Origin of the sequence: Bradyrhizobium erythrophlei (assembly GCF_042430365.1) — a bacterium.
Taxonomy (GTDB): domain Bacteria; phylum Pseudomonadota; class Alphaproteobacteria; order Rhizobiales; family Xanthobacteraceae; genus Bradyrhizobium; species Bradyrhizobium erythrophlei.
The window spans coordinates 1-22,320 of sequence record NZ_JBHMET010000197.1 but is presented as its reverse complement, the minus strand read 5'-3'; the positions used below and the strand labels follow the sequence as shown (position 1 = coordinate 22,320).

29 protein-coding genes and 1 pseudogene are annotated in these 22,320 nt (G+C 65.2%); 16 read left to right on the top strand and 14 right to left on the bottom strand.

From position 1 onward, the window contains the following. The first annotated feature begins 226 nt into the window (after positions 1-226). Positions 227-472, top strand: coding sequence for a PilZ domain-containing protein (locus ACFFWD_RS28960; protein ID WP_376971115.1), 246 nt, complete (start codon positions 227-229; stop codon positions 470-472). Between the two features lie 131 nt (positions 473-603). Here the strand turns inward: ACFFWD_RS28960 and ACFFWD_RS28955 are convergent, their stop codons facing one another. Next, the gene (locus tag ACFFWD_RS28955) at positions 604-852 is read right to left on the bottom strand and encodes a hypothetical protein (RefSeq protein WP_139484052.1); all 249 of its coding nucleotides are present in this window, start codon (positions 850-852) and stop codon (positions 604-606) included. 152 nt (positions 853-1,004) lie between these two features. On the opposite strand from ACFFWD_RS28955, the gene ACFFWD_RS28950 reads away from it, so the two are divergent. Beyond that, the gene (locus tag ACFFWD_RS28950) at positions 1,005-1,682 is read left to right on the top strand and encodes a nitroreductase (protein ID WP_376971108.1); all 678 of its coding nucleotides are present in this window, start codon (positions 1,005-1,007) and stop codon (positions 1,680-1,682) included. Between the two features lie 156 nt (positions 1,683-1,838). After that, complete coding sequence (locus ACFFWD_RS28945) at positions 1,839-3,002, top strand: acyl-CoA dehydrogenase family protein (RefSeq protein ID WP_376971106.1); 1,164 nt, start codon at positions 1,839-1,841, stop codon at positions 3,000-3,002. Positions 3,003-3,199: 197 nt separating this feature from the next. Here ACFFWD_RS28945 and ACFFWD_RS28940 read toward each other — a convergent pair whose 3' ends face one another. From ACFFWD_RS28940 to ACFFWD_RS28930, 3 genes are all read right to left on the bottom strand, one after another. Further along, positions 3,200-5,281 (bottom strand): methyl-accepting chemotaxis protein, encoded by a 2,082-nt coding sequence (locus ACFFWD_RS28940; RefSeq protein WP_376971104.1) that lies wholly within the window; start codon positions 5,279-5,281, stop codon positions 3,200-3,202. Between the two features lie 136 nt (positions 5,282-5,417). Next, a complete protein-coding gene (locus tag ACFFWD_RS28935; RefSeq protein WP_376971102.1) occupies positions 5,418-5,843 on the bottom strand; it encodes a hypothetical protein in 426 nt (141 codons plus the stop codon). A gap of 107 nt (positions 5,844-5,950) precedes the next feature. Beyond that, positions 5,951-6,196 carry a hypothetical protein gene (locus ACFFWD_RS28930; RefSeq protein ID WP_376971100.1) on the bottom strand — a complete coding sequence of 82 codons (246 nt, stop codon included), beginning with the start codon at positions 6,194-6,196 and terminating at the stop codon, positions 5,951-5,953. 168 nt (positions 6,197-6,364) lie between these two features. Here ACFFWD_RS28930 and ACFFWD_RS28925 point away from each other — a divergent pair, with 168 nt between their 5' ends. After that, positions 6,365-6,955, top strand: coding sequence for an NADPH-dependent FMN reductase (locus ACFFWD_RS28925; RefSeq protein ID WP_376971098.1), 591 nt, complete (start codon positions 6,365-6,367; stop codon positions 6,953-6,955). Positions 6,956-7,005: 50 nt separating this feature from the next. Here the strand turns inward: ACFFWD_RS28925 and ACFFWD_RS28920 are convergent, their stop codons facing one another. After that, positions 7,006-7,386, bottom strand: a complete 381-nt coding sequence (locus tag ACFFWD_RS28920; protein WP_376971096.1) for a hypothetical protein — start codon at positions 7,384-7,386, stop codon at positions 7,006-7,008. Between the two features lie 200 nt (positions 7,387-7,586). On the opposite strand from ACFFWD_RS28920, the gene ACFFWD_RS28915 reads away from it, so the two are divergent. After that, entirely contained in the window at positions 7,587-8,180 is a 594-nt protein-coding gene (locus tag ACFFWD_RS28915; protein WP_376971113.1) for a L,D-transpeptidase, read from the top strand. 96 nt (positions 8,181-8,276) lie between these two features. On the opposite strand, the gene ACFFWD_RS28910 is transcribed toward ACFFWD_RS28915, so the two are convergent. Next, positions 8,277-9,314 carry a hypothetical protein gene (locus ACFFWD_RS28910; protein WP_376971094.1) on the bottom strand — a complete coding sequence of 346 codons (1,038 nt, stop codon included), beginning with the start codon at positions 9,312-9,314 and terminating at the stop codon, positions 8,277-8,279. 498 nt (positions 9,315-9,812) lie between these two features. On the opposite strand from ACFFWD_RS28910, the gene ACFFWD_RS28905 reads away from it, so the two are divergent. The 7 genes from ACFFWD_RS28905 to ACFFWD_RS28875 all read left to right on the top strand — a co-directional run bounded on the left by ACFFWD_RS28905 (position 9,813) and on the right by ACFFWD_RS28875 (position 14,012). Further along, on the top strand, positions 9,813-10,394 hold the full coding sequence (locus tag ACFFWD_RS28905) for a septal ring lytic transglycosylase RlpA family protein (RefSeq protein ID WP_376971092.1): 582 nt from the start codon (positions 9,813-9,815) through the stop codon (positions 10,392-10,394). 297 nt (positions 10,395-10,691) lie between these two features. Continuing rightward, complete coding sequence (locus tag ACFFWD_RS28900) at positions 10,692-11,126, top strand: hypothetical protein (RefSeq protein ID WP_376971090.1); 435 nt, start codon at positions 10,692-10,694, stop codon at positions 11,124-11,126. A gap of 111 nt (positions 11,127-11,237) precedes the next feature. Beyond that, positions 11,238-11,417, top strand: a complete 180-nt coding sequence (locus tag ACFFWD_RS28895) for a hypothetical protein (RefSeq protein WP_376971088.1) — start codon at positions 11,238-11,240, stop codon at positions 11,415-11,417. Between the two features lie 130 nt (positions 11,418-11,547). Further along, positions 11,548-12,015 (top strand): GNAT family N-acetyltransferase, encoded by a 468-nt coding sequence (locus tag ACFFWD_RS28890; protein ID WP_376971086.1) that lies wholly within the window; start codon positions 11,548-11,550, stop codon positions 12,013-12,015. A 185-nt stretch (positions 12,016-12,200) separates the two neighbouring features. Then, a complete protein-coding gene (locus ACFFWD_RS28885) occupies positions 12,201-12,386 on the top strand; it encodes a hypothetical protein (RefSeq protein WP_376971111.1) in 186 nt (61 codons plus the stop codon). Positions 12,387-12,562: 176 nt separating this feature from the next. Next, positions 12,563-13,084, top strand: coding sequence for a DUF1993 domain-containing protein (locus tag ACFFWD_RS28880; protein WP_376971084.1), 522 nt, complete (start codon positions 12,563-12,565; stop codon positions 13,082-13,084). A 22-nt stretch (positions 13,085-13,106) separates the two neighbouring features. Further along, positions 13,107-14,012 carry an SDR family oxidoreductase gene (locus ACFFWD_RS28875; RefSeq protein WP_376971082.1) on the top strand — a complete coding sequence of 302 codons (906 nt, stop codon included), beginning with the start codon at positions 13,107-13,109 and terminating at the stop codon, positions 14,010-14,012. Positions 14,013-14,223: 211 nt separating this feature from the next. On the opposite strand, the gene ACFFWD_RS28870 is transcribed toward ACFFWD_RS28875, so the two are convergent. From ACFFWD_RS28870 to pdxY, 6 genes are all read right to left on the bottom strand, one after another. Beyond that, positions 14,224-14,460: a DUF6894 family protein gene (locus ACFFWD_RS28870; protein ID WP_376971080.1), complete on the bottom strand. Its 237-nt coding sequence runs from the start codon at positions 14,458-14,460 to the stop codon at positions 14,224-14,226. Between the two features lie 412 nt (positions 14,461-14,872). Next, the gene (locus ACFFWD_RS28865; RefSeq protein WP_376971078.1) at positions 14,873-15,046 is read right to left on the bottom strand and encodes a hypothetical protein; all 174 of its coding nucleotides are present in this window, start codon (positions 15,044-15,046) and stop codon (positions 14,873-14,875) included. Between the two features lie 9 nt (positions 15,047-15,055). After that, the gene (locus ACFFWD_RS28860; protein WP_376971076.1) at positions 15,056-15,283 is read right to left on the bottom strand and encodes a DUF6894 family protein; all 228 of its coding nucleotides are present in this window, start codon (positions 15,281-15,283) and stop codon (positions 15,056-15,058) included. Positions 15,284-15,429: 146 nt separating this feature from the next. Further along, the gene (locus tag ACFFWD_RS28855; protein WP_376971074.1) at positions 15,430-15,804 is read right to left on the bottom strand and encodes a tRNA-binding protein; all 375 of its coding nucleotides are present in this window, start codon (positions 15,802-15,804) and stop codon (positions 15,430-15,432) included. 6 nt (positions 15,805-15,810) lie between these two features. After that, a complete protein-coding gene (locus tag ACFFWD_RS28850) occupies positions 15,811-16,437 on the bottom strand; it encodes a LysE family translocator (RefSeq protein WP_376971072.1) in 627 nt (208 codons plus the stop codon). Next, entirely contained in the window at positions 16,434-17,297 is an 864-nt protein-coding gene (gene pdxY, locus ACFFWD_RS28845; protein ID WP_376971070.1) for a pyridoxal kinase PdxY, read from the bottom strand. The genes ACFFWD_RS28850 and pdxY overlap by 4 nt, the downstream gene beginning before the upstream one ends. A gap of 285 nt (positions 17,298-17,582) precedes the next feature. Here pdxY and ACFFWD_RS28840 point away from each other — a divergent pair, with 285 nt between their 5' ends. Beyond that, complete coding sequence (locus ACFFWD_RS28840; protein WP_376971068.1) at positions 17,583-18,569, top strand: Bug family tripartite tricarboxylate transporter substrate binding protein; 987 nt, start codon at positions 17,583-17,585, stop codon at positions 18,567-18,569. Between the two features lie 18 nt (positions 18,570-18,587). Here ACFFWD_RS28840 and ACFFWD_RS28835 read toward each other — a convergent pair whose 3' ends face one another. Next, positions 18,588-18,761: a hypothetical protein gene (locus ACFFWD_RS28835; RefSeq protein ID WP_376971066.1), complete on the bottom strand. Its 174-nt coding sequence runs from the start codon at positions 18,759-18,761 to the stop codon at positions 18,588-18,590. 147 nt (positions 18,762-18,908) lie between these two features. Here ACFFWD_RS28835 and ACFFWD_RS28830 point away from each other — a divergent pair, with 147 nt between their 5' ends. From ACFFWD_RS28830 to ACFFWD_RS28820, 3 genes and pseudogenes are all read left to right on the top strand, one after another. Beyond that, positions 18,909-19,829: a DMT family transporter gene (locus ACFFWD_RS28830; RefSeq protein ID WP_376971064.1), complete on the top strand. Its 921-nt coding sequence runs from the start codon at positions 18,909-18,911 to the stop codon at positions 19,827-19,829. A gap of 866 nt (positions 19,830-20,695) precedes the next feature. After that, positions 20,696-20,956, top strand: a complete 261-nt coding sequence (locus tag ACFFWD_RS28825; RefSeq protein WP_376971062.1) for a PepSY domain-containing protein — start codon at positions 20,696-20,698, stop codon at positions 20,954-20,956. 281 nt (positions 20,957-21,237) lie between these two features. Beyond that, positions 21,238-21,435 (top strand): annotated as a pseudogene (locus ACFFWD_RS28820) (FMN-binding negative transcriptional regulator); the annotation flags it as partial. A gap of 403 nt (positions 21,436-21,838) precedes the next feature. Here ACFFWD_RS28820 and ACFFWD_RS28815 read toward each other — a convergent pair. Further along, a complete protein-coding gene (locus tag ACFFWD_RS28815) occupies positions 21,839-22,189 on the bottom strand; it encodes a zinc ribbon domain-containing protein YjdM (protein ID WP_376971060.1) in 351 nt (116 codons plus the stop codon). Between the last annotated feature and the right edge of the window lie 131 nt (positions 22,190-22,320).

Genomic DNA, 22,320 nt, shown 5'->3' with positions numbered 1-22,320 from the left:
GACTGCTAGAGCGTTTTCAAGCGAAGTGGACACCGGTTCGCGTGAAGAAAACGCGTCAAACAAGAATCGAGAGCCCCGTTCCGATTCTATCGGAACGGAAAAGGCTCTAGCGGGCCACGTCCTGCCGCAATGTCTGCAAGTTGGTAACGTCCCGTAACCATAGGTCTGAACGAATTCTTAACGGCTGCTGGCGAGCTTGGGGGGCGATCTACAGAAGGCAACGGTGATGTATCCCCGGCGGTTTGCGCGTGTTCGTCCAGCGGGTTTGGTGTCGAGTTTGGTCAAGCTGCAGCTCGAACCGAGGGCGCCGCTGATCGAATGCCGTCTGGTGGACTATTCCGCCGGCGGGGCCTGCCTCGAATTTTCGAAGCCCATGCAGTTGCCCGAGCGTTTCGAGATGTATCACGGCAACACGAAGAAGCGCTGCCGGCGCGTCTGGAGCAAGGGCGTGCGCGTCGGCGTCTCGTTCTGAGCGGTCTTCCCACCGCGGGCCGGGCCCTGCGGCATCCTGCGCAGACGTCAATCAATGTCCGCTCGGGCCGTGCTTCCACGGCCCGAACCGCTGGCTCGATCGACGATGCCGGAGAAACCGGCGGCGAGGGCTCAGGCGCCGCTCTGGCACTTCTTCATGAAGGAGGTCTTGGCCGCGCCGGCGAGCTTCTTGCCGTCGGAGCCGACCGCCTTGGCCGCACACGCATCCGTCGTGCACTTCTTCATGAAGGAGGTCTTCGCCGCGCCGGCTAGCGGCTTGCCATCCTTGCCGACGGCCTTTGTTTCGCACGAGGCGTCCTGCGCGAATGCCGAGCCGGCTGCAAAGGTTGCGATGACGGCAGCCAAGAAAATCCGCTTCATTGTGGGTTTCTCCCTAAACCAACCAGTGGTCGGATTGGATATCGGATTCTCGACCCGATCAAGTTCCCAAGGCGGATTTTGTCGGTAAAATACCCGGCCGGACCGGATAAAACCCGGCATTCGGCACGGAAACGATGTGGAGGACGCGAGGAATGGACTTCGAGACGCTGGTACAGACACGCAAAAGCGTGCGCGGATTCAAGAAGCAGGCGGTATCTCGGGCGACCATCGCTGAGATCATCGAGGTGGCCAAGCGCGCGCCGTCCTCGATGAACACCCAGCCCTGGCATGTCCATGTCCTCACGGGCGAGCCGCTGGAAGAGGTTCGCCGCCGCAACATGACGGAGATGAGCGCGGGTGCCAAGCCGAAGCGCGACATCATCAGCCATGGCGAATACCAGGGCGTCCACCGCGGCCGCCAGGTCGACATCGCCAAGAAGCTGTTCGGCGCCATGGGGATCGCCCGTGAGGACAAGCCGATGCGGCAGGACTGGGTGCTGCGCGGCTTCCGCCAGTTCGATGCCCCGGTCTCCCTGGTGCTGACCTACGATCGCATCCTCGATCCCGGCGCGGTCTGCCATTTCGATCTCGGCGCGCTCTGCTATGGCATCGTGCTGGCGGCCTGGGACCGTGGGCTCGGCTCCGTCATCAACGGCCAGGGCATCATGCGCTCGGACATCGTGCGCGAGGTCGCTGATATTCCCGAGGACGAGGTGATCATGACCTGCGTCGCCATGGGCTATCCCGACGACAGCTTTGCCGCCAACGGGGTGCGCTCGGATCGCGAGGCCAACGACGATTTCGTCCGCTACGTTGGATTTGCCGACTGAGGCGAGCACGCCGCGATCGATCCGTCGCGGGATATTGAATTCCGCGCCGCGAGACCTCCGCGCATAGCGCAACGCTAGGGCTGCGTTTTCGGCTGTTCCGGCAAAACCGAAATGCGCTACTGGTCCTGGAACAACAGCACAAGGCGAGGACGAGCGATGCACGACGATGAACAAACAGCAATGATCCGCGAGACAGTGGCAAGGTTCGTCGATCGCGAACTGATCCCGCTCGAGCCGGATTATCTGAAGTCGAAGCTTCCCGGCGGCGATCATCCGGAGCTGACGGACGCGCAGCGCAAGCGGTTGCGCGACGTCTCCAGGGAATTGGGGCTGTGGGGCCTCGACGCGCCGGAGGATCTCGGCGGCCACGACCTGCCGACGCGCACGATGGCGGCGGTGCATGAAGAGCTCGGCCGCTCCTGCGTGCCCTTCGTGCTGCCGCCGGACTCGCCGAACCTGCGGATGCTGCAGGCGGTCGGCACCGAGGCACAGAAGACGAAGTTCCTACAGCCCTATATCGAGGGCCGGATGTCCTCCGCGATCGCGATCTCCGAGCCGGGTGCCGGCGGCGATCCCGCGGGCATGAAGACGCGCGCAGTGCTCGACGGCGATCAGTGGGTGCTCAACGGCCGCAAGATCTGGATCAGCAACGCACGCACGGCCGATTTCATCATCGTCATGGCGCGCGTCGGCAGCGACCAGCGGCAGGGCGGCATCACCTCCTTCATCGTCGAGAAGGGGACGCCGGGCTTCATCATCGAGCGCGAAATTCCGATGCTTGGCGGCGGCTCGACCTTCGAGATCGTGTTCGAGGATTGCCGCATCCCGAAGGACTCCGTGCTCGGCGAAGTCGGCAAAGGCTACGCGCCGATGCAGTTGCGCCTGCGCACGCGTCGGCTCGAAATGGGCTCGACCTGCATCGGCATCACCAAGCGTGCGCTCGACATGCTGTGCGAGCACGCCAAACAGCGCGAGACGTTCGGCGTCAAGCTCGCGGACCGCCAGGCCATCCAGTGGTGGATCGCCGACATCTCCACCCGCATGCATGCGTGCCGCCTGATGGTGCGCGATGCCGCCGACAAGGCCGATAACGGCGAGGACATCAGGCACGAAGCCTCGATGATCAAGGTGTTCGCGACCGAAATGGCCTATGACGCCTGCGACCACGCCATGCAAACCCTCGGCGCGCTCGGCATGACCCTGGAATTGCCGTTGAACGCGCTCTGGCAGAAGGCGCGGTTGATGCGCATGTATGAAGGCCCGAGCGAGGTCCATCGCCAGTCAATCGCCCGCCGCGTGCTCGGGTTGCGGGGAGGGTAGAGGGCTGCCAAACCCTCTTCGCTATTTGACCAACCCTGTCATTGCGAGGAGCGGTAGCGACGACTTGTCCGCCGAAGCCGCGGTGGAGGCGAAAGCAATCCATTCCTCCACTTACGGCGCGATGGATTGCTTCGCTTGCGCTCGCAATGACGAAGAGGAGCTGCGGGCTGTTCTTTGATCGCGGCGTGCGCGGCGGCTCACGCCGCGCGGACGTCGGAGAGGAAACGGTTGACCTGGCCGGCGAGGTCCTTGGACTGAGCGGAGAGCTGCTCGGCGGCGCCGAGCACCTGGGTCGCGGCCGCGCCGGTGTCGTCGGCGGCGCGCTGCACGCCGGAGATGTTGGAGTTGACTTCCTGCGTGCCGCGCGCGGCCTCCTGGACGCTGCGCGAGATCTCCTTGGTCGCCGAGCCCTGTTCCTCGATCGCCGCCGCAATCGCAGTGCCGATCTGGTCGATCTCGGTGATGACGTCGACGACGTTCCGGATCGCGGTGACGGTTTCGTCGCTGGCGCTCTGGATCGCCGCGATCTGCTCGGAGATCTCCGTCGTCGCTTTCGCGGTCTGGCCGGCCAGCGATTTCACCTCGGAGGCGACCACCGCGAAGCCGCGGCCGGCTTCGCCCGCGCGCGCCGCCTCGATGGTGGCGTTGAGCGCGAGCAGGTTGGTTTGGGCGGCGATGGTCTGTATCAATGTGACGACATCACCGATCTTCTGCGCGCCCTCGGCGAGCGAGCGGGCGGTGTCGCCGGTGCGGCGGGCGTGGTCGACCGCGCGGGCCGCGATCTCGGTCGAGGTCGAGACCTGGCGCGCGATCTCCGAGATTGATGAGGTCAGTTCCTCCGTCGCGCTCGCGACCGTCTGCACATTGGTCGAGGTCTGGTCGGAAGCTGTGGCCACCACCGCGGCCTGGCGGTTGGTGGCGGCGGCAGTCGCCGACATCGACTGCGCGGTCTCCTCCATCACCGACGATGCAGACGAGAGCCCGCCGACAAGCTCGGTGACCTTGGTCTCGAAGGCGCGGGTGAGATCGTCGAGCGCGCGGGCGCGCCGCATCTTGACGTCGTTCTCGGCCTCCTTCTCGGCGGCGAGCCGGTCGGCCTCGATCTTGTTGTCCTTGAACACCTGAACCGCAGCCGCCATCGCGCCGATCTCGTCGTTGCGCGCGGCGCCCGGGATTTCCTCGGCGACCTCGCCGGCGGCAAGGCGCGACATCCGGCCGGTCAGCGCGGCAATCGGATTGAGGATGCGGCGACGCACCAGGACGATCAGGGCTGCGCTCGCGACAGCAACGGCGATCAGGCCGATCAGCGCGATCACGAAGCTGAAGCGCGCGGATGAGTAGGCGGCAGCGAGCCCCTGTTCGGCGTTCTCGTAGAACGCGTCGCGCACGGTGATGATGGAGGCGAGGCCGACCTGCGACTCCGCGTAATAGGTGTCGACGTCCTGCTCGTATTTGCCCGACACCGCGCCGTCCTTGGCGAACTTCAGCGCCTTGCCGAAGCGTTCGACATAGTCGGCCTGCATCTTGCCGAGTGCTGCGGTGACGTTCGCCGGCGTTGCCGGATTGCTGCGCAGCTCCTGCAGCGTCGTGAGGATCTGCTCGGTCCTGCCGGTCGAGCGGAACAGTTCAAGCTTCTCGGGCTCGGTCGCAACGCGCTTGGCGCCGACGAGGCTCTTGTGCAGGCTGGCGTTGAGGCCGCCGATATCGTGCAGCGTCCAGGCGACATTGGCGTAGTTGGCCTGCCGATAGGCATTGCCGTCGAGGCCTGCGAGGCGGCGCACCTGCTCGTCGAGCAGCGCGGTGACACCGGCGTTGAACACGGAGTTGTCGGCGACGATCTTGGTTCCTGCAGCGCGACGGGCGTCGACCGGACCTGCGATCGCGGTTGCGATCGCATCGCGGAGCGCCGTGAACTTCGCCTTCAGTGCATCGATCGCGCTCGCGACCGCTTCGCCATCGTCGAGCGATCCGGGCAGCGTGGCGCGCACCTGGATGACCTTGGCGAGCGCGCCGTCCGTGAGCTGGCGGAGCCTGTCGAGATCGGCGATCTGCTTCGGGTCGATCGCGCCGGTGGAGAACAGGATGTTGGTGGCGAAGCCGCGCTCGGGGTTCATGTGGCGCGGGATGTCGCCGACAGCGCGCACGATCTCGAGCCGGTTCTGCGCGATCGAAACCCTGTCCATCGTCTGGTACTTGGTCACGGCGACATAGGCCGCCAAACCGCCGCCGACCGCGGACAGTGAGACGATCGCGGCCCTCAGGAGGGTGCCGATTTTCATGTGCTGCGCGCCATTCTGGACGATGGAGGAGGGACGTCCATCGTACCGGGCGCGCATTAATCGCGGGTTTGCAATCGGGAGCGCAGCTGGGATTGCACAACCGGAAGTGTGTCGGCCGGCTAGATGCCGGTGCCCGCTACTCCAGGGGCTGGACCGGCGGCGTGGTGGACGCCGTCTCGGCTGCAGGAGCAGGCGGTGCCTGCGTCGCCGCGGGCGCAGCGGGTTGTATTTCCGTCGGTGCGGTTGCTTGTGTCGCTGCCGGCGCGGCGGCTTGACGGGTCCGTGCCGGCTGACGGCTGACGGCCAGCGCCTGGGCTTGCCTCGCGGCCTTGGTTCGCCGGGCCGTGGCAGAGTGGCGGACGCCGAGCGAGTGCGAGATGGACGGTCCTGCCGTGTAGCCCACGATCGCGCCGGCAACTGCTCCGATCGGGCCGAACACGATCGCGCCGGACAACGCGCCGAGGGCGGCATCGCCACCGCGTTCCTGCGCTGAGGCTTGCGAGGGCATCAGCGGAAGCGCCAGCGAAAGCCCGAGGATTGCGATTGCGGTAGATTTGGTCATCCGGTTCCCCTCCTTGATCGGAGGAAGTTAAGACCGGTGAATGCGGCGACACGGGTACAAGACCATGTCCGCCCGCTGACCTTCGCGTGGCAGCTCCGCTCTGGAACTTAGCGCGCGTCGTCGTCCGCGTCCTTGGTCGTGGTGCGATGCTGCGTCGACCCGCTCGCGCCGCCCGTCTCGCCGCAAGGAAGCTGCGTCCACGTGCCGTCGGCCGCCTGCTGGTAGGCCTGGCAGGCAGGCGCTGCCGTCGACTTGTCGTCGGCCTTCTGTCGATCCGAGCTTTTCGCCAGGGCGGGCGACGCAATTGCGACCGCCGCGAGCGAACTGGCGAAGACCAATTGTGCGATCCGCATATCGGGTTCTCCTTCGCGAGCGGGATCGATATCTGAAAAGGAATTGGGCGATTTTTGGCCGCAGCCGCGCCGGCGCGTGGCTTTGCTTAATGGCTGGAAAACAACCGGAGCCGCGGCGCGCTGCGTCCGCAGGACAGTGGCGATGGAGCCATGATAGGATCCCCCGTCATGGCTCACCGCATTCTCGTTCTCTACGGCTCCTATCGCTCCGACCGCATGGGCATCCGCCTGGCTCATTTTGTCGTCGACGGTCTTCGCGGTCGCGGCGACGACGTCGAACTGATCGATGCCAAGGAGGTTGGCCTGCCGATGCTGGACCGGATGTACAAGGAATATCCGAAGGGCCAGGCCCCGGCCGCGCTCGAGACGCTGGCGGGAAAGATCCGCGACGCCGACGGCTTCCTGTTCGTCACCGGCGAATACAATTGGGGCGTCCAGCCTGGGCTGAAAAACCTGACCGATCATTTCCTGGAGGAATGGTTTTGGCGCCCCGCCGCGATCGCAAGCTATTCGGCCGGCCGCTTCGCCGGCGCGCGAGCCGCGACCGCCTGGCACGGCACGTTGTCGGAGATGGGCATGGTGGTGATCTCAAGCACGATTGCCGCTGGCCCGATTGCGCAGACGCTGTCCGCCGAGGGCAGGCCGATCGGCGAGGGCGGCAAGGCACTCGAACGCGCCTTTCCGCGCTTTGCCGATGACTTCGCCTGGTGGATCGAAGCGGCCAAGGCGCAGCGGGAGCACAAGGCGCCGCCGTACTGAACGCCGCACGCCACGTTGGTTTGCGGCGCCGGAGCTTGGCGACGTCTGGCCTACTCCTTCGTCCTGATATAGCCCGCGAGCCGCGCTTTCTGGTCGTGGCACCAGTTGGTCATGCCGACGCGGCGTTGGTCGAGGTCGGTGGTTTGGGTTGCGATCGCGACCTCCGACATCAAATCGTCGGCCTGTTTCTCGCCCATCTTGCCGCCGGTGTGCATGTAGGCGATCGCCTTGCGCACCTGCTCGGTGGTGCCGTCGGGCAGGTGCATCTCCTGCGCCTTCTGCACGAGGTCCTGATAGACGAGCTCGGTGCCGGGGCATTCGACCTTGGCGGCAAAGGCCTGCAACACCATCGCGACATAGGCCGAGCGTGGCTCGGCATGGGCCGGCGTTGCCGCGACGAGAAGGCCCGCCAGCATCAGCGCATATCGCATCAAATCCTCCCGATTTTTGGCAAGGCTAGCGTCCGCAGGAACTCGCTGCAACCGCAGAGACACACTCGCTGGTGGAACCGATCAAACAGACGTGTTCCATCCGGCGTTGCCACGATTTCAGCACGATTCCGGCTCCATGTGGCTCAACTTGACGCAGGGGGAGATTGGTCGTGTCGAAGTCGGGGATTGCGCTGGTACTGATGGGGTCGCTGGCGCTGGGCGGCTGCATGCAGACGACGCTGTCGCCGGCGTCGGATGCCGCGATGACGTCGCGCGACCGGCAATTGCTGGCGCATCCGCCCTACGCGCAGGCGAGCATCCCCGAGCAGTATCAGCGTCACATCGTCGATTACCGGCGCCGCGAGCAGCCGGGTACCATCCTGGTCGATACCGACGCGCGTTACCTCTACTACGTGCTGCCGCAGGGCAAGGCGATCCGCTACGGCGTTGCCGTCGGCGAGGAGGCGATGGCGTTCTCCGGTGTCGCCAGCGTCGGCCGTCTCGCAGAATGGCCGGATTGGGTTCCGACCGCCGACATCCAGGCGCGGCTCGGGCCTTATCCGGCACGGGTCCCCGGCGGGCCGGCCAATCCGCTCGGCGCGCGCGCGATCTATCTCTACCAGGGCAACAAGGACACGCTCTACCGCATCCACGGCACCAACCAGCCCGAATATATCGGGCAGGCGATCTCGTCGGGCTGCATTCGCATGAACAATACCGACGTCATCGATCTCTATCAGCGGGTCAAGCCGGGCGCGATCGTGGTCGTGCTGCCGCCGGGGCAGAGCGCGTAACCCACGCACCTCCGCGGCAGACGCGTAAGTTGGATCAGCGTTAGTGCAATCCGCCACTCGTTTTGGACGACGGCGGATTCCGTCTTCTGACTATCCTTAGCGCAACGGCATCGGCGGCCGAACCACCGGCTCGTCGTCGGCATCAACCACACCGGCTTGCGGCGGCGGCGCCGGCCTCGGCTGCACGGATGCGGCCTGCGGCGCAGTCGCCGCAGGCAGCGGAGGTGGAATGTAGGCCTGGACCGGTCGCCGCAGCGGCGCCGGCGGAGGCGCGACCGCTGCGCGTGGCGCCGTCGCAGCAGCGCGCGGGCGCGGCGGCAGAGCGGGATTGACGGCCGCGGGCTTCGCGTCAGCCGGCCGAGCCTCGGCCGTCTTCGCGACACGCTGCGACAATTGATCCTGGCTCGTCTTGAGCTGGTCGATGCTCGTCTTGAGTTGTTCGATCTGCTGGCCCATCGACGCGAGATCGCGCGCCATCGATTGCAGCAACTGCGTTTGCTCCGGCGTGAGCGCAGGCGCCGCTGCGACAGCGGGCATGGGGATCGGCGCAGCGGCAGCCGGTGCAGGCACCGGCGCTGCCGCAGCCGCAGCGGCGGGAGCCACGGCTGCGGTGTCCTGCTGCTGAGCGGCCGGCGCTGGCTGCGCGGCCGCCTGATCCGCTGCGGCGGCCTGAACGGCCGGTGCGCTCTGCTGATCGGCGGCCGGCGCCGACCTGGACGGTAGCAATGACGACAACTGAGCGATCTGGGGAGTCCACTCCGCGGCGAGCTGCCTTGCACGATCGCCATAATGCTCCCACGCCGCGGCAGCGACCGCGCTGCCGATCGCGAACACGAAGAAGAACGCGCGGATTGCCCAGCGCCCGCGCGACGGCGACGCACGCCCAAGCTTGATGTCGCCATGGTCGGGCTGAGTGTGCCTGAGGTCGTCGAGCGTGATGGCGCGAACGGGCGGCTCCAGCGGCGGCGTGCTCGGTGGGACGGCCGGGCCGAAATGCGGCTCGCGTTGCCCTGAAAGCCCTGCAGGCTCGGGCGCAATCGTTGGCTTGTCGGTTGGCGCGACCGGCGCGAAGTTGGGTTCGATCGCGAAGATGTCGTGCGGATCTGCGTCCTTCATGGAGAGCGTGGATTGCATTGGCGGTCCCATCTTCTGTCCAATGTCAACCGCAACCGGCGGCCGGCGAATATGCGCGATGTCAGCGAACCCCTGACCCTGCCACACGACTCCAGCCTGATTTGACCAAAGCAAGGCGAGAGGGTGGAGAGGTTGGGGCTCAACAAGGCGACATCGTTTCGGGAACCGCAATTGGGGCAGGAGGATACGGATACAAACTTGCATTCTCGCGGCGCGTGAATTGCGTCGGCGCAATGGCCACGGCGCCTCCCGAAAATAGAGCGCGCGGGAGCCGGCCCGATCCCGATCGCGTGGCAATCCGCCTGCCAGCGCGCCTGGCTGCATCGGCGGCCCGACGAATGTCGTCAATGAGCGTGGCGTGACCGCCACACTCGTGAAAAATCGCGCAGAGGTAGCCGCCGTCCGCGACGTCCCGCCTCGGTTCTGCCCCGATCGGAGCCGGCTCTATGCGGGTGTTGAATTTTCGGCTTGGGCTGGGGCGCGAGTTGGGGATGCAATATGTCACGCGACGGTGTCGTTGCCTCGCACGTCGACGTCAAAGGCCGCACATTCTGCGCATCCTTGGCCCCATCCGCCGGTGCGCAAAAGGCGCTCCGCCTGTGCGCCGTCATGCTCGGCGCCGCGTCGCTTGCCGCCTGCGTGCAGTCGACGGTGGTCAGCGAGCGCTCGCAGGCGCTCGCGGGCCGAACAGGGGCGGTCGAGCTCACCCGAACGACATCATCGCCGGCACGCACGCGCATCGCAGTTGCGCGCAGGCACACGCCCTATGCGGCGCGCAGCAAGTCGGGCGATACCAAGCTCACCTCGCAGGGGATCGCGAGTTTCTACAGCGAGGGACAAGAGACCGCGAACGGCGAGAAGTTCGACGGACGCGAGCTGACCGCGGCGCACCCGACATTGCCGTTCGGCACCAGGCTTCGCGTCACCGACGTCAAGACCGGCCGCTCGGTGACGGTGCGCGTCAACGATCGCGGGCCCTATGTGCCCGGGCGCATCGTCGACGTGTCCCATTCGGCGGCGCAAACGCTCGGCATGGTCGGCAAGGGCATCGCGAACGTCCGGCTGGACGTGGTGGAGTGAGGCGCGGTCGGGGGAATTCCCGCCAGTGTCGGGAAAAACTCCCGGCATCGCGCGCGCTTTAATCCCGTTGTCCGCGGCGTTGGCATATCTAGAATTGTCGCCGCTACTTCCCCGCGTTCTCCTTTCACAGGCGCGTGGATTTCTGCCCAATGAACCTTTGATCCCCGCCTTCGCGTCCCGCAGGAGGCGGGGCTTTTTTGTTGCGCGCGTGCCCGCCGGTGCGGTGCGTTGACAGGGCTGCGGGCGGCAATACCTTCAGCGCGATCGTGGGGGAAGGCGCGCGCCGCGAACCTGCAATTGCTGCCACCGCTGGTGGTGGCGTCGTCGCCGGTCGCGGCCGAGGTCTCGGGCAAGACCTGGCAGATACCGGAGAATGCCGACGGCATCAAATCGGCGAGCCTCGTCTTTGCCGACAAACGCTGCACCTTCACGCTCGAGGACAACAGGGGTACGCACAGGATCGAGGTCGGTCTCGACGCGCCGCTCGAGGGCACCACCACGATGACCGGCAACAAACTGCATCACGAATATCAGCCCGATGTCATGCGTGTCGTCGCAAGCGGCACCTGGCGCGACCTGCGCACCTTCGTGATGACCTGGACCTTCGTCGAATCGGCGTTCCGCGACACCGTGACCTGCATCTTCGAGGGCCCGCTGATGCGATTCGCGCGCAGCGTCAATGTCAACTCGTCGGCGCTGGACATGCCGACCTTGATGGGAAAGCTGGCGTAGCCGCGCACTATGCAAAGGCTTCCACCAAATTGTCACGCTCCTGGCGAATTGCGGCCCAACGGCGCTGCCAACACGCAGCCGGATGAGGCGCGTCGACAAGGGGATGAACCGTTGGCCTACAAAATGATCGCAGAACGCGAGAACGAGACGGTCAGAATCGAGCGAGAGAGCACATTCCTCATCGTCGCCAAGGCGAAGATCTGGGCGAGCGAGGGATGGCAGGTCGTGATCACCGACAGCGACGGAAAATCATACCAGCCCGAGGAATTCGACCAGCTGCTGGCGGCCTGAGACTTTCAAGCCTGACGATGCTAATCTCGGTCAACCGGGAGCCGTCGCGCGTGTGTCGGGTCTCTCGTCATGGAGGCCTGTGGAGCACGAGGTCGAAATCCGCGACTTCTCGCCTGACGATGCGTCCGCCGTGCGCGAGCTGTTCGTCAAGGTGAACCGCCTGCTGGCGCCTGCGGATATGCGGGACACGTTCGAAGCCTATATTGCCCGCTCGCTGAGCGAAGAGATTGATCGAATCTCCGACTACTACTCCGTACGGAATGGCGGCTTCTGGGTCGCGGTCGATGGCCGGAGGATAGCAGGCATGTTCGGGCTCGAGCCGTCAGGCGGCGAGGCCATGGAGTTGCGCCGCATGTATGTCGACCCGGAGGCGAGGCGCCGCGGAATTGCGCGAACAATGCTGGCGTTCGCCGAACGGGAATGCCTGCGGCGCAATCGGCCGCGGCTAGATCTGAGTACGTCCGAACTGCAGCGGGAAGCCCTGGCGTTATATCGAGGTGCGGGCTATGCGCTCGTCCGCGAGGAAGTCGCGGTCGGCGCAAGCAACAAGACGCTCGGCGGCGGAATTCGTCGCTACCATTTCACCAAGGCGCTTTGACCGGACATGGCCTGGCGCGAGCCGGTCAGGAACTCCTGCTGCCGCGCGGACGCAACTTGTTGCCCGGTCGTCCGATGACCCTGCGGTGGCCGGCCCGGAACCAGACATTGGGCTCCGCCGTTCTATGCCAGGTGGCGGGACGTTCGGCCATGCTGTCCCGCGAGTTGATCGTTCAGGAGAGCGCCATGATACCGGAGACGCAAATCCACATCATCGCGCGGCAGATGCTGGAGAAACACGGCCCGCAGGCGATCGCCGAGGCCGCTCAGCTCGCCGTGGCCTGCGAAGGCAAGGGCGAGACCGAGGAGGCCCGCGAGTGGCGTCACATCGAGGCCGCCATGAAGATGATGCGCGGGCCGCATCAGAGCTAAAGGCAAGGCCGGAAAAAGTCTCGATCGGATGAGGTGGCGGGATCGCGCGCCGCGTTGCCCGGAATTGTTGGCTAATCGCCATGCAACGTCTCCCTCGCTGCCGCTTGCTTTCGCCGGAAATTCCGGGAACTCTATCATCGCAAGCAACAGACAAATTTCATTTGGGAGAATTCGCCATGGCCTTCTCGCTCTATGACGCAACGGTTGCCAACTATCTGCAGATTCTGGGTGCCGTCTCGAACTTCCTGGACAAGAGCCTTGCCCATTTCAAGGAGAAGGGCGTCGATCCCGCCGAGATCGTCGAGACACGGTTGTTTCCGGATATGCTGCCGTTCCGCTTCCAAGTGGTCTCGCTCGCGCATCATTCGCGCGGCGCGATGGAAGCCGCGAGGAGCGGCGTGTTCGTGCCGCCGTCCGGCAGGCCGGACCTCGACTATGCCGCGCTACAGGCGCTGGTTGTGGATGCGCGGAATGAGCTTGCTGCGCTGACGCCTGATGCGGTCAACGCGCTGGTCGGCCGCGACATCGTCTTCAAGCTCGGCGAGCGTTCGATGCCGTTCACGGTGGAAGGATTCCTGATGTCGTTCTCGTTGCCGAACTTCTTCTTCCACTCAACCACGGCCTACGACATCCTCCGCCACAAGGGCGCGCCGCTCGGCAAGCGCGACTTCATGGGCCGGTTGAACCTGAAGACGTGAGCCGAGAACGTTCAGGACCCCGATGAAGCTCGTTGTCTTCGGCTTCGGCTATTCCGCCCGGGCCGTCGCCGATCGTCTGCGCGAGTCCGGCGCCGAGATCGCGGCGACCGCGCAGACGCCTGGCAAGGCCGAGCTCCTGACGCGGAGCGGGGTCCGCGGCTTGACGTTTTCGGACGAGGCTCGTGATCTCGCGATCGCCGACGAGATCGCCGCGAGTGATGCGATCCTGGTCTCAATTCCACCGGACCAAGGCGGCGATCGCGTGTTGTCGGCTTTTGCCGAGGCGATCGCCTCGGCGCCGCGTCTGCGCTGGATCGGTTATCTCTCGACCGTCGGCGTTTATGGCGACCACGGTGGCGGCTGGGTCGACGAGGCGACGCCGGCCACGCCGTGCGAGGGTCGCTCGCAGATCAGGGCGGAGGCGGAGCGGGCCTGGCTCGGCTTCGGCGCGGCGCATGGCAAGGCCGTCCATCTCTTCCGCCTTGCCGGCATCTATGGTCCCGGCCGCAACCAGCTTGCGCAACTGGCGCATGGTACGGCACGCCGCATCGTCAAGCCCGGCCAGGTTTTCAACCGCATCCACGTCGCCGACATCGCCGCGGTGATCGAGGCCTCGCTGAAACGCCCGCGCGGCGGCGCGATCTACAATGTCTGCGACGACGAGCCGGCGCCGCCGCAGGACGTCGTCAGCTTCGCCGCGCAACTCTGCGGCGTGGCCCCACCGCCGGAAATTCCGTTCGATCAGGCCGATCTCTCCCCGATGAGCCGCAGCTTCTATGGCGAGAACAAGCGGGTTCGGAACGGGTTGATCCGGCGTGAACTGGGTGTCGTGCTGCGGTACCCGAACTATCGGATCGGATTGACGGCACTGCGCGCGAGCGGCGAGGGACCGAACGCTCCGGCACGGAACACAACGCGTTCGGCATGATCCACCAAGGGTGAAAGGGAGCCGGCGGCAGCGACACGAGCCTGCCGGGCCCGGGCTCGTGCGTGAGCTGCCACAACTACGCGACGCTCGTCGACAACAAGACGTCGGCGAATTTCAGCTTCCTGCCGGGCCTCGTGCAGCCGGCGACCGCACGCAGCAAGATCAAGACCGCGCGGTGAGGCGGCGGCGCGTCTGGCGCGTTGCAGCGGCGCTAGCGCGATCGGCGCCAGCTCGGCATCGGATCGAGCGGCGTGCGATAGAGTTCGCGGTGGTCGACATCGGTGACGCGAACCGCGCAGCCTCTTGCCTTCAGCTCCGGCTTCACCTGCGACAGCTCATTGGCGAGCTGATCGGCGCGATCAGAGGCGAGGTGCAGGTCTTCGAGGATGATGCTCCCCTGGTTCCTGAACTCGTTGCCGACGACGAGATCGAAAGTGTAGTAGGGCATTTCCGAAGTTCCCCCGTTCGGTATGCACTACAGAGTAACACTGAGTCGAAGGTTCCCTAAGTTGCACAAAGCACATTCGTCGTGCGATCGCGCAAAAATGGTGAGCAACACATCGCGTGTGATGCGCAAACGTGCAACGCGATGCATCGTGCGATGACGACGTCCGTAGTTCTCCGGTGAGTGACGCATGGAACATGCGTCGCGGTTCCGTTTTCGCAACTCGCTGAACGCATATGTGATGCGGCGCATCGTTGTGCCGTTAGGATTTTATTAAATATGTCGAGACACGCTTGAGCCCGAGCCGAATCGCAGCGGAACCGGACTCCGGGAGCCGGCAGTTGCAAGAGAAGGCCGGTGGCGTAACGCCCGCCGGCCTTTTCTCTTTTCGATGCTGTCGTGCGTGAGGGGCTGATTACGTGCGGTGCGAGGCCTGATGCCGCGCGTGCCATTTCGGGCCGGGTCCGCGCATGTAATGCAGCTCGGGCCGATACGGATGCGAAATGCTGTCGAGCAGCGCCTGGCACCTGGCGATGATCAGATGCAGGCGACGGCGGAGCGGCATCGATGTTGTCTGCGCCGATCGCATTCTGCCCTCTCAGTGCATGCTGAGCACGGAAGCGAACGGCACGTCGAACAGCTCGTCGCCGAGATCGTCCGTGACGTGCAGGATCCAGCTCCGCCAGTCTTCCACGCTCGGCGTCATCACATAGGAGCGAATGAGACTCTCCGCATGCTCGCGCGCTTCGGCGAGATCCATGGCGGCGCCGGATTGATCGATCAGGACGTGCTGGTCGTCGGAGCAGTGAAAATAGACTTCTGTCATGGTCCGAATCCCGTGGCTAACGACTCATGTGGCGCACTGATAGCAGCGCAAATCAGCGCGGAGAATCCGGATGATCCCCCATCGGGAAGTTACGGGGATTGCTTAAGATTCGAATCACGCGGCCGTGATGACGCGACGCGCGGCCGTCAGAAGATCGATTCGCCGACGGCGACCTCGCTGCGCGGACCAAGAACGATCACATGCCCATCGGCGTTCTTTGCGCCGAGGATCAGGAGTTCCGACGTGAAGCCCGCAATGTTCTTCGGCGCAAAATTGCAGACGCAGACGACGAGCGTGCCGACCAGCGCCGCGGGCTCGTAGTTGGTGATCTGGGCGCTCGACCACATAATCCTGCCGGCGCCGACGTCGACGCCGACCTTGTAGGACGGATTGCGCGCGCGGGGGAACGGCTGCATCTCCACGACCTTTCCGATCCTGATGTCGAGGCGGGCGAAATCGTCGTAGGCGGCTTGGGGTTTGAGGGGAACCCTATCGCCATCATCGCTTGATCGCAGGTTCATGACTATTCACCGCTCCTGGAAGGCGAGGCGGACGCCGAGCGCGATATAGATCGTGCCGACCACGCGGCCCTGCCATTGCCCGATCCGGCGGTGCCGCCTGATCCACGGGCTGATCTGGCCGGCGGCCAGCGCAAGCAGCGAGGTGTAGACCGCGCTCATCGCAACGAACACCAGGCCGAGGGTCGCGAACTGCGCGACGGCGGAGCCGTGGTCGGGGCGGACGAACTGCGGCAGGAAGGCGAGGAAGAACAGCGCGGTCTTCGGATTGAGGATTTCCGCCAGGATCGCCTGCCGGAACGCGCGCGGCGCATCGACCGGCTGGGAGGCGGGAAGGGCGAGCTCGTCGTTCTTCTCGATCAAGGCCCGAGCACCGAGCACGATCAGGTAGACGACGCCGGCATATTTCACGACCGAGAAGGCGAGCGCCGAGGTCATCAGCACCGCCGACAGGCCGAAGGTCGCCATGGCGGTGTGGACGAGGTCGCCGAGCGCGATGCCAAGGCCGGTCGCAACCCCTGTGCGCGGTCCGCCGGTCATCGCGCGCGCGAGCACCAGCAGCACGGCAGGACCCGGGATCAGGAACAGGCCGAGCACCACGATGGCATAGGTCAGGAGGTCACTGGCATCGATCATGGCGTTTTTCCGGTGGCTGGGATGGCGGTGAATCGGCGCACGGGGTGAACGAGCAGCTCGGCGCTCTCGACGATGCGCATTTCCTCAGTGCCGCGCAGCGCGGTGCGTTCCAGCACGGCGAAGATCGCCGATGCCGCGTGGCCGAGGGCCTCGGGCGTCGTCGATCCCCGGACGCGCGCGGCGAGCAACAGCGCGGCAAACAGGTCGCCGGTGCCGGACGGGCCGATCGGCAGCTTTGGCGTGCGCACGCGCCAGGCTTCGGTCGGTTCGACCGCAACCGTTTCGATCTCGTGACCCGGCGTGTCGGCGAGCTCCGCGCTGGTGACGATGACGGTCGACGGCCCGTGCGCCATCAGCGCCTGCGCGCGTTCGATGACCTCTTCGATCGTCGCGGCCTTGGCCCCGCACAGCCATTCGAACTCGAAATGATTGGGCGTGATGATGTCGGCTAGCCGGCACAGGCGGTCGCGCACCAGCGGCGGAATGTCCGATGGCACGAACAGGCCGCGGTCGCGATCGCCGATGACGGGATCGCAGCAATAGAGCACCGCCGGGTTCCTGGCCCTGGCGCGGGCGACGAAGTCGGCGACCACGGCGCCGATCCCGGCCGAGCCGAGATAGCCCGACAGGATCGCTCGCGCGGTGTCGACCGCGCCGCGCTCCTCGACCCCAAGCAGCAGGTCGGCGACCAGTTGCGCGTCGAGCACCCGGCCGCGGAGGGTCGGATAACCCGGCCGGTTGCTGAGCAGCGTGGTCGGCACCGCGACCACGTCGATGCCGTGCATCTGCAATGGAAACACCGCGGCGCTGTTGCCGACATGGCCAAAGGCCACCTGCGACTGGATGGAGATGACGGTCATGCCGTGCTTCAGCTCTTGATGCCTGTGAGACCGCCGTGAAGAATCCGCCGCGCCCGTCGCAATCGAGCCAGACCATAGCTCGACGCCGGCCGGACAGCCACCCTCCGCCGGCGGTGGTGATCGGGGGCCGGCTTGCCGGGGTTCTGCGACATCGTCGCGGGCGTTTTGTTGCGGCGGACGGGTTTTCGATCGCGATCGCAGCCCGTAAGCTGGGCTGCCAACTTCCGGACAAGAGCAGCGCCAAGCTGTCGACGCAACGCCTATGCCTTGAAGGGGAGGACCGCGATGCCGTCGTCTGTGAACCGCCGTGACGTGCTTGCCGCTATTGGCGCTGCGATCGTCGCGGCCACCGGCGTCCGCGCCGGCGAGGGCTGGCCGCTCCGCTCGGTGCGCTACGTCAACGGTTTTCCGGCCGGCGGCGCCACCGACACGCTGTCGCGCGTGATCTGCCAGAAAATGAGCGAATTGTCCGGCCAGTCCTTCGTGGTCGAGAACAAGGCCGGTGCCGGCGGCGTGCTGGGCGCCGATGCGATCGCGAAGGCGCCGCCGGACGGCTACACCGTCGGGCTCGGCGGCATCGCCGCCAACGTGCTCGCGATCGGCTCCTACGCCAGGCTGCCCTATCGTCCGCGCGAGGATTTCACCTTCATCTGCGGCATGTGGCACTTGCCCAACATCCTCACCGCGAAGAAGGATCTGTTCTCCGCTGACATCAAGGAGCTACTCGCGGCATTCAAGCGGGAGCCGGGCAAATACACCTACGCCTCCGCGGGCTTCGGCACCACGCTGCATCTCTCCGGCGAGATGATGAATGCGATGGCCGGCGTGCAGGTGCGCCACGTGCCCTACAAGGGCGGCGCGCCGGCGTTGAACGATCTGCTCGGTGGCAATGTCGATCTCCTGTTCGACAACCTGCCGGGCTCGCTGCCGAGCGTGCGCGCCGGCGTCATCAAGCCGGTCGCGGTGACCTCGAAGACGCGGCTGCCGGAGCTGCCCGACGTGCCCGCGATGGCCGAACTGTTGCCCGGCTACGAGATGTCCTCCTGGGCCTGCCTGGTCGGCCCTGCGAACATGCCGGCCGACCTCGCCGCCGAGATCAACGCGCTCACCGTGAAGGCACTCGCCGATCCCTGGCTGCAAAAGCGCTACGCCGACCTCGGCGCCACCGTCTGGCCGACCACGCCGCAGCAGCTTGCCACCTATCGCGACAGCGAGGAGGCGCGGCTGTTACCGATCATGCGGGCCGCCGGCATCAAGCCGGAGGGCGGGTGAGGGCATCGTGTCGCCACGTCATCCAAACAGCGCGATATAGATCACGTAGAGCCAACCAAAAATGCCGTGGATGATCGCCCACAGGATCGAATGGTTGTTGGTATAGGAGATCGCGATCGCGAGCGCCGAGCCGAAACCGACACCATATTTCGCGCCTTCGACCCGCACCCCGTAATATCGATTCCCGTTCATCGTGATCCCTTCCAATTCGTGGATTAGCGCGAGCGTAACCCGTCATTTGTTGCCAACTCAACGGCGGATTACGCTCACGCTAATCCGCCCTGCTGCCCTGCATCGGTGTGGGTTGATCCGCCGCTTTGGCGACCGTAAGCCTCTGACATGACCGAGGCGACCGGCCGCACCGAGGCCTTTCCCCACACATCGGATACCAGGCCGGCCCTGCTCGGGGTCGCGTGCGGACTTGGCGCGGCGCTGTTCTGGGCGCTCGGCTTCGTGGCGACACGGCACGGGCTGAAGGTCGGCTTCACGCCGGCCGATCTGTTGATGCACCGCTTCCTGTGGTCGGGGCTCGCGTTCCTGCCGCTCGTGCTTCGCGCCGGCATCGGCAATCTCTGCGGCATCGGCTGGGGCCGCGGCCTTGCGCTGATGGTGCTGGGCGGGCCTGTCATGGCGATCATCAGCTATTCCGGCTTCCTGTTCGTGCCGCTCGGCCATGGCAGCGTGATCCAGCCGTCCTGCGCGACGCTCGGCGGCCTGTTGTTCGCGGCCGTGCTGTTGAAGGAGCGGATCACGGCCTCGCGCCTGGTCGGCGCGCTCGTCATCGTCACGGGCCTCGTGGTGATCGGCGCGGAATCGATCGGCCATATCGGCGCGAGCGGCGTGCAGGGCGACCTGATCTTCGTGCTGACCGGCCTGATGTTCGCGGGCTTCGGCACGCTGCTGCGGCGCTGGCATGTCACCGCCTTCTCGGCTGCGACCGTCATCAACGTGCTGTCGCTTGCGCTCGTGCCGCTTTATGCCGTGATCGGCGGGCCAGCCCGTGTCGCCGCGATCGGCTGGCACGAAAATGCGCTGCAGGCGCTGGCGCAGGGCATCCTGGCCGGCCCCGCGGCGCTCTATCTGTTCGCCTTTTCGATCCAGATCCTCGGCGTCGCCCGCGCTGCGGTGTTTCCGGCGATCGTGCCGGCGCTGACCTTGCTGGTCGGCTGGCTCTTGCTCGGCGAGCCGCCGACCGCGTTGCAGGCGGCCGGATTGGTCACGGTGCTGACGGGGTTTTATCTCGCGCAACGGCAGCGGTAGCTGTCGGTCGTCCGCAGGAGCCGACAGGGGTGCGTTTGCGGTTGTTGCCGTCATTGCGAGGAGCTCGCGACAAAATTGCAAAGCAATTTTGCGCTGAAGCGACGAAGCAATCCATTTCTCCGCTTGCGGCGCGATGGATTGCTTCGCTTCGCTCGCAATGACGGGGCTAGATCTTGCTTCAGTTATCAAACAGCACGAGGCACGACGCCGCATTCTCGCGGCGCGATGCGCCCGAGGTTTTGCGATGTCGTCGCCCTCGAAGTGGGAAGAGGGCGCGGGGAAAGCCGGGCGCCGATCGCACCCATGGGTCCGGTGCAGCAAAAAGCACCGGAGGTAGGACCACAGGTGAACCGGATCAATCCCGGCTTTCCCTGCGCGATGGTTTTACGGCTTCCTTCGTGCTCTCCCCGGCGAGACCTGGCTTGTTTGCCGCCGTCCTCACAGGACGTTTCGCGTCTTGCGAGGAGACACCAGCCACTGGGGCGTCAGGACCACACGACTTCACCGTCCGCGACAATCCTGCATTCGTCTGCCGCAGGCGTCGCGTCCACCGCATCTCGACCCGCGTTGGTGACGTTGCGCAACGCCCCTCTCATCGGATGAGACGGGCGGAGTCCTAACACTGATTTGTATTTCCGGGAAACAGAAATATTTTCCTCGCGGGGGCTTGCGCCGTCGGGCAAATCAGTGGCAAGGGCGGACGCCGCGGCCCGTTCGATGACGGCGGCGACCGCACCATGATTGTGGGGAGCTGCCACCAAATCGCCGCAACTGCCGAAGTTTCGTGCTGTTTCATGAGCTGCGGGACCGGAACGCATGCCCCCGCCGATTGTTCTAACTGGCGTAACGTCAGACAGGAGGTGTTCATGCGACGCGTCATTCTTCCAATCGTCACCGCCCTGGCGCTTGCCGCAGCGACACCTGCCATGGCCTATGATTCCGGTGACCAGATCTCGATGGAGACTGCGCTCGATGTTGCGTCCTCTCTCGGCGTGATGACGGTGTCCCACACCCAGTTCCTCGGCGATGAATGGGAAATCAAAGGCCGCGACCGCGCCGGCCGCTGGATCGAGGTCTATGTCGACTCGCGTACCGCCGAAGTGCGCCACGTGAACCGCGGCTGGTAGTCGCACGCGTAGGGCGGGTTGGCGCCAGCGTAACCCGCCGTCGCCGTTCGAATCGAGGCCGCCCGGGCCATGCAGCGCCGTCATTGCGAGCGAAGCGAAGCAATCCATCTCTCCGCAGATACCGTGTTGCGGAATGGATTGCTTCGCTTCGCTCGCAATGACGCAAGTGGCTCCGCTCGCAATGATGCGCGCGAACCTCTTGTTAGGAATTGCCCCGCGCTGATTTCTTCGATTCCGATTCGTTCTTTGAGAACGAAGTGGAGTCGGATCGAGAACAAAGCGAACAGATGTTGTCCGCGATCCGGGTGATCGATCTCGTCGTCGACGAGATCGAGGGACAATCAAAGCTCAACCAGCACAAGAGCGACGAGGATCATGTCGCGGTCGCCAACGTGTTGGCGCGCTCGGAAGAGACGGGGAGCCGGCAGCTCGCCGAGAGGATGCGCGCGCTGCGGCCGGGGCTTGGCTATGAGCGGTAGGGCGGATTAGCGCCAGCGTAATCCGCCGTCTGCCCGCGACGTCTGGCGCCGTCATGCCCGGCCTTGTGCCGGGCATCCACGTCTTTGCTCCATCGCGCAAGAAAGACGTGGATGGCCGGGACAAGCCCGGCCATGACGAAAAACGTGGCATTCTCCTGTCGGCCAGGGGCCCTTGAAAACACTGTTCGCTTTTTCAATCAGGCTCGGAGTCACAGAACTCGGGCACGCGCAAAACCGGCGGATTACGCTGACGCTAATCCGCCCTACGAACGTTGCGCAAACTTGTTGTTAAGAACTTCTTCGCGCCGATTTCTTCGATTCCGATTCGTTCTTTGCGAACAAAATGGAGTCGAATGAAGAACAAAGCTGCCGCGTCAGTGCTGCCCGCTTGACGCAGCACGGCCTACGCCTTCCTCACGAACTCCGATTTCAGGTTCATCGCGCCGATGCCGTCGATCTTGCAGGCGATGTTGTGGCCGTCGGTCGCATCCGTCAGGCGGATGTTCCTGACCTTGGTGCCGCCCTTGACGACCGATGACGATCCCTTGACCTTGAGATCCTTGATGACGATCACGCTGTCGCCATCGGCCAGGGGGTTGCCGTTGGCATCGCGCACGCCGGCCTCGGACGGGGCCTCCGCGGCCGCGGCAGCCTCGGCGCTCCATTCGTGCGCGCATTCCGGGCAAACCCAGAGGCCGCGATCCTGATAGGCATGCTCGGATTGGCACGCCGGGCATTTCATTGCGTCGTCCATTGTCGGTCTCGTTCTCCTGCTTGATGGGGCGCACCGTAGGGTCGGGGCCGGGCAAATCAAGGGAAAACCGGCCTAGGTGGTGTGGACACTTAGCGCAGCCATAAGGCAATTGCAGCGAGGGTGACGACGGC